At 40.9% G+C, this 5,703-nt stretch carries 5 protein-coding genes and 2 pseudogenes; 3 read left to right on the top strand and 4 right to left on the bottom strand.

Annotation, left to right across the window (positions count from 1 at the left end; translation table 11 throughout):
* The 4 genes and pseudogenes from ACQYAD_RS05075 to ACQYAD_RS05060 form a co-directional block, all read right to left on the bottom strand.
* Window positions 1–355: pseudogene (locus tag ACQYAD_RS05075) on the bottom strand (LytTR family transcriptional regulator); the annotation flags it as partial.
* A 113-nt stretch (window positions 356–468) separates the two neighbouring features.
* Window positions 469–1,932: a D-alanyl-D-alanine carboxypeptidase/D-alanyl-D-alanine endopeptidase gene (gene dacB, locus ACQYAD_RS05070; RefSeq protein WP_430236114.1), complete on the bottom strand. Its 1,464-nt coding sequence runs from the start codon at window positions 1,930–1,932 to the stop codon at window positions 469–471.
* A gap of 96 nt (window positions 1,933–2,028) precedes the next feature.
* A complete protein-coding gene (locus ACQYAD_RS05065; RefSeq protein WP_430236115.1) occupies window positions 2,029–2,502 on the bottom strand; it encodes a hypothetical protein in 474 nt (157 codons plus the stop codon).
* 10 nt (window positions 2,503–2,512) lie between these two features.
* Window positions 2,513–2,566, bottom strand: a pseudogene (locus tag ACQYAD_RS05060) (hypothetical protein); the annotation flags it as partial.
* A gap of 196 nt (window positions 2,567–2,762) precedes the next feature.
* On the opposite strand from ACQYAD_RS05060, the gene ACQYAD_RS05055 reads away from it, so the two are divergent.
* The 3 genes from ACQYAD_RS05055 (at window position 2,763) to ACQYAD_RS05045 (ending at window position 5,336) form a co-directional block, all read left to right on the top strand.
* Window positions 2,763–3,842: a CotH kinase family protein gene (locus ACQYAD_RS05055; RefSeq protein ID WP_430236113.1), complete on the top strand. Its 1,080-nt coding sequence runs from the start codon at window positions 2,763–2,765 to the stop codon at window positions 3,840–3,842.
* 119 nt (window positions 3,843–3,961) lie between these two features.
* The gene (locus tag ACQYAD_RS05050) at window positions 3,962–4,159 is read left to right on the top strand and encodes a hypothetical protein (RefSeq protein WP_430236112.1); all 198 of its coding nucleotides are present in this window, start codon (window positions 3,962–3,964) and stop codon (window positions 4,157–4,159) included.
* 27 nt (window positions 4,160–4,186) lie between these two features.
* A protein-coding gene (locus ACQYAD_RS05045) for an IS3 family transposase (protein WP_430234555.1) occupies window positions 4,187–5,336 on the top strand; the annotation gives its coding sequence in 2 pieces (ribosomal slippage) (window positions 4,187–4,461 and window positions 4,460–5,336; 1,152 coding nt in all).
* Window positions 5,337–5,703: the final 367 nt, after the last annotated feature.

Genomic DNA, 5,703 nt, shown 5'->3' with positions numbered 1-5,703 from the left:
ATAAGCCGTCATTAATTTTCACCGTGACAACGGATTTTGCATCTGAAAGTGCAGGTGAAATTGCTGTTACACAGCCTTTTAGTTCTTCTCCTTGGAAATAGGGGACAGCAATTCCGTGATAAGGAATGCCAAGTACATCGCGATGAACAAATTCGGAAACCTTTTGTTTTTCCTTCAACGCTTTATAGGTGATGGTTCCCTCTTTAACCAGATCGCCTGGTTTTATTTTTAAATTGATCCGTTTGCTGGGGCGGTAATAAATATAATGCTGTTCGTTCGCAACCGCTAATGATGTTTCATCTGAAAATAATTCCCCTATAACATCTAAAAGAGATGCACCCGTGAATTTTTCCATCGAAGACCCCTCTCTTTTAAAAATATGTTTGTAACGGTTTATAATAAACAGCTTCCGCCAACAAGTATACCATCTTTTCCACCATTTTCGACCAAAAATTTTATTCTTTCTGCCTAAGAATTAGCTAAAATGCGAACAATCCGATCCTCAATTGCCTTCCCTTTGGATTCGTCAAGCAAATTATTCAAGAGAATGGAAAAAACAACCGTTCCGCTATTTTTCGTCTGAACATATCCTGACAATGAACTAACAGATGTAATCGAGCCGGTTTTTGCCCGTACTTTTCCAGTAAGTTCCTTGTCCTTTAATCGTTTTCTCAATGTGCCCCCAATCATTTTCTCAGGAGAACCTGCTTGCGGCATTGACTGATAAAAGACCGGGAACCATGGTTCCTTTTGAACAGCAAATAAAAACTGGCTTAGTTGATTGGCCGTTATTAAATTCATATGGGAAACTCCTGAACCATCTCGTATCACAATCTGGTCTGAATGGATACCAAATTGGCGGAGTTTTGTATGCATTACCTGCAGGCCTTTTTCCCAACTCCCTGTACCGTAGACCTTCTTCCCCATTTCTTTGACAAGAATTTCGGCATGCCCATTATTACTCAATTTCATAAATGGAACGAGCAGTTTCGAAAGTGGCATTGATTTTCGGCTCACTAGCAAATTTGCAGATTGAGGCGTTTTTCCAGTCATTGCTTTCCTCTTTACCTTTATTCCATTATCCAGCAATGATTGTTTAAAAACTTCGGTAGTGTATACAGTGGGATTCGTGACGGCCATCCACCCTTTTACTGATTTTTCATTTTGCGAAATCGTTCCATTTATTGTAACCGTATTGGTTATGTGATCCCGCTCGAATGTCAACTTTGTTTCCTCTTTTACTTGAACTGTTTTTGTTTGATTCACTATTTTTAATGGATGTGTTTTAGGTGTAAATTCAACATGGGCTTTTTTGCCGAGTTGCCTGCCGGGTTTCACTTCTAAAAGAACTGTGGCCGTATCATAGTCATTTGTAGGTGACAAGGTTAAAGCGGAAATCGGCGCACCATAATACGTTTGTTCATCGCTCCATGGCAAATCAACGGAATAGCGGACACGATCATACCAAGTATCATCGCCAATTACATCACCTTGTATTTTCTTAATTCCGATATTCTTAAGCTGGAATGCAACTTGATCGAAATCGTTTGGCAAAAGGGTCGGGTCACCTTTGCCTTTTAAGTAAAGATTCCCTTGCAGGATGCCTTTTTTTAGTTTTCCTTTTGCCAAAATCTCAGTGGAAAAAGTATAATTTTCTCCAAGAACGGACAAAGCGGCTGCAGCCGTCAACAATTTCAGATTGGATGCAGGCCGTAAACGCAGATTCGCAAAATGTTCATACTGAATTTCCCCGGTTTTGGCAGAACGAATGCTGACACCAGCAATTGATCCATTTAAGTTGGGATCTTCATTTAAAAGCCGGTCAATGTCATCACTCCATTGTTCCCTATTACCTGCCGCCTCAACTGCAGATGAAGTAAGCAGCAAAAAAACAAGAATTACTGTTACACTTTTTTTGACTATCTGCATCATTTGAATCACTCGTTTCACATTTTTTCCTTTTCCTACTATTGCCGTTATTGCTCAACTTATACAACTAAGAGTCCCCTTTGAACAAGGGGACTCTTTTTAATTACCTTTGCAAACGTAATTCCTGCATATTGCCATTGTGCCAATATCTTTTTTCTCTCGTAAAGCGAAACGGCCGGCTGGATCTTGAACGGCCAGTTGTCCTTGATCTCCTGCTTCTTCTTGAACGGCGAGAACTTCTTGACCTTCTGCTTCTTCGCGATCGGCGGCTGCCTCTTGACCTTCTGCTTCTACGCGAACGGCCAGATGTTCTTGATCTTCTGCTGCGGCGCGACCGGCGGGATCTCTTGGATCGGCAGCTTCTTCGTGACCTGCGTGAACCTCTTGATCTTTTGCTTCTATGTGATTTGCGTGAACCTCTTGATCCTCTGCTCCTGTGAGTTCCGCGAGATCTGCCTGTTCCTCTAGTTCTCCGACTTCTTCGGGAATGCCCTGTGCTGCGTGACCTTCTGCTTGTTCGCCTGCATCTTGAAGTCCGTTTGTTCGATGTTGGCTCTTGATACAAGAAATCATCCAAACCGGCTTCCTGCAAGCCAGCTACAGCACTTTCAATATCATCTTGGTGTAAATTCACCATATCATAGCCCTCCTTTATTGTATTGAAAAGGTGTTGAATCAAAAATTCAATCCCTGTTCCGTACTACAAAGTACGTGTTTATAGTTCATTTTGCCTAGACAAGTGTACCTTTTTGGAAAAAATATACGGATGTCTAGGGTTACCAGTACAAATTCTGCAACATAGGAATAACTAAAAGAGTAAAGGAGCCTGCTAGATGTCGATTCCTCAATACTATTTATATATTCATCCTATGGATTTGAAAGAATTGAAGTCAGATATCTGGATTGATGAACCTGTTCCAGCATCTTTGAAATACGGAAAGAAGAAGGTTGAAATTGATCTTGCCTATCGGGGGTCTCATATTCGAAAATTCAAGAAAAAATCGTATCATATTACCTTTTACAAACCAAAGGTGTTTACTGGAGTCCATGAGATCCATCTAAATGCTGAATATAAAGATCCATCACTCATCAGGAATAAACTCTCCCTCGATTTTTTTGCTGATATCGGTACATTGTCCCCTGCTTCCCAGCATGTTCAACTTTTTATAAACGGCCATAACGAAGGAGTCTATTTACTGCTGGAGTCTGTTGACGAATACTTTTTAAAAAAAAGAAACCTGCCAAACGGTTCCATTTTTTATGCGGTAGATGATGATGCAAATTTTTCTTTGATCAGCCCGATTGAAAAAACTACAAAGAATCAGCTCGACTCGGGATATGAGCGAAAAGTTGGCCAGCAGAACGACTCGCAAAAACTAGCCAATTTTGTTTATAAATTAAACACCGCTACAAAAGCTGAATTTGAACATGTAATTCAAAAGCTTTTAGATATTGATAAATATTTACGCTGGCTTGCCGGTGTAGTTTGCACCCAAAACTACGATGGTTTTGTTCATAATTACGCCCTGTATCAAAATAATGAAACCGGCCTTTTTGAGATCATCCCCTGGGATTACGATGCGACTTGGGGCAGGGATATTCACGGCGATGTAATGGAGTTTGATTACGTTCGTGCCCAAGGTTTCAATACATTAACGGCTAGGCTGCTTGGTGTTTCCTCATTTCGGCGGCAGTACGGAAATATTTTAAAAGCCATTTTGGAAGAGCAGTTTACTGTTGATACGATGACAGCAAAAGTAGAAAAAATGCACAACTTGCTCCGTCCATTTGTTGCTCAGGATCCCTATATTCAGAAAAATATTGAAGCTTTTGATCAAGAACCTGAATTTATTTACCAATTTATAAGAGATAGAAACTTATATTTACGTGAGAAGCTAGTAGATTTTCTATGAATAGGCATGTGTTGAAATTTAGAATAATAGGCTTTTTCTTCAGCGCATGGGAAGATTAGGATACGTATATATGGAGTATAAATATCCCCTATGGATATATGACAAGGAGGAACATTTAGATGGAAAATAAGAAAGTTAATTCAACGGACCATTCTTCTCATTTGGACTCGTACCATTCCTTTCTTCAATCTTTAATCGGCGAGGAGGTGCAGGTGTATAAAGGCGGACCGGAATGTAAAATGGGCAAGCTTTTAGACGTCCAGTCCGATTATATTTGTGTTTATGCACAAAACAATATAATGCTACATATAAACTAGACAATAAAAAAGGAGTTTCTTAGTTGTATGTCAACCACTCGAAGAAAGTTTAACCCAGAAGAAAAAGCGCAAATTGTACTGGAAATCCTAAAGGAAGAAAAGTCAGTTTCACAGCTCGCTTCTGAGCATGGGATCCATACCAATGTCCTCAACCGGTGGAAATCCGAGGTGGTACAAAACCTCTCACAGCTGTTTGTTGATGATCGTAAAGGTATCACCAAAATGAAAAAAGAATATGAACAACAAATCAATGAACTCTACGCCGAGGTTGGTAAGTTAACCACCCAATTGTCGTGGCTTAAAAAAAAATCTGGCCTCTAACTTTACTCGTGAAGAGCGTATTGATCTCATAGAATGGGATTGCTCCGAACACTCCATCCTCGTACAAGCGGATTTACTTAATCTAAACCGCACCAGTCTTTACTATAAGCCGGTCCCTCCCTCTCCGGAGGAAATTCGCCTCAAGCACCGGATTGATGAGCTATACACAAAGCATTCTTTTCTGGGCTATCGAAAGATAGCTGCCATTATGAATCGAGAAGGGGATCTTATTCACGAAAATACAGTAAGAAAGTACATGCGAGAGATGGGTATTATGGCTATCTATCCCGGTCCGAACCTTAGCAAACGGGATCTCCAGCACCGGATCTACCCCTACCTACTTCGAGGGCTAAACATTACTCAGCCCGACCAGGTTTGGAGTGTGGATATCACGTATATCCGGATGAAGCAAGGCTGGATGTACCTCTACGCCATCATGGATTGGTATTCTCGCTTCATTGTGGATTGGCAATTGGATCAAAGCCTTGAAATCGGGTTCGTATTAGAGACTATGAGAAGGGCGCTAGCCAAACGCAAACCCGCCATTATTAACAGTGATCAAGGGAGCCACTTTACCAGCCCACAGTACACAGATTTGCTAAAGGAGAACGAAATCCGCATCAGCATGGATGGCAAAGGCCGTGCAAAGGACAACATCGTTATAGAACGGTTCTGGCGTAGCCTGAAGTACAATGAGATTTATATCAACGACTATACTAGCCCGCGAGAAACGAGGCAAGGTGTGGAACGCTATATCCATCTACACAACCACTACTTACCACACCAGTCATTGGATAACCATACACCAGCTGCTGTGTATAACCGGGATGTTGTACTGTTATCCACATGTGAATAACAGTAGCGGTGTTCGTCAAGAAAGTTGTCTTATATTTATATCTAAACTTAAAAAATCCTACCGCGCTTCGCTTGCTGCCCTCTTCATAAAAGATTCGTTCTAACGAACCAATCTTTTATGAAGAGGATGAAATTTTACCAACATTTCAGCGCTTTGGGGTGATCTTGGGTGTAGGAGGAAACCATTTCTCCCACGCCTTCGCTTATACTATGTCCTCCACCTGTGGACAATGTCTAATTGGCGCTATTCCCCTCAATTTCCATACAGGAAGAGGAGATCAAGACCTTTGTATTATAGAAATATCTAAGTAATTAATCTTGTATACACCTTAATTTTTCAAAAAAACTGTCTTGACTTCTTGTAGCAC

The organism is Neobacillus sp. SM06 (assembly GCF_050496765.1).
GTDB lineage: Bacteria > Bacillota > Bacilli > Bacillales > Cytobacillaceae > JAEVLT01.
This window is presented reverse-complemented; position numbering and strand designations above follow the sequence as displayed.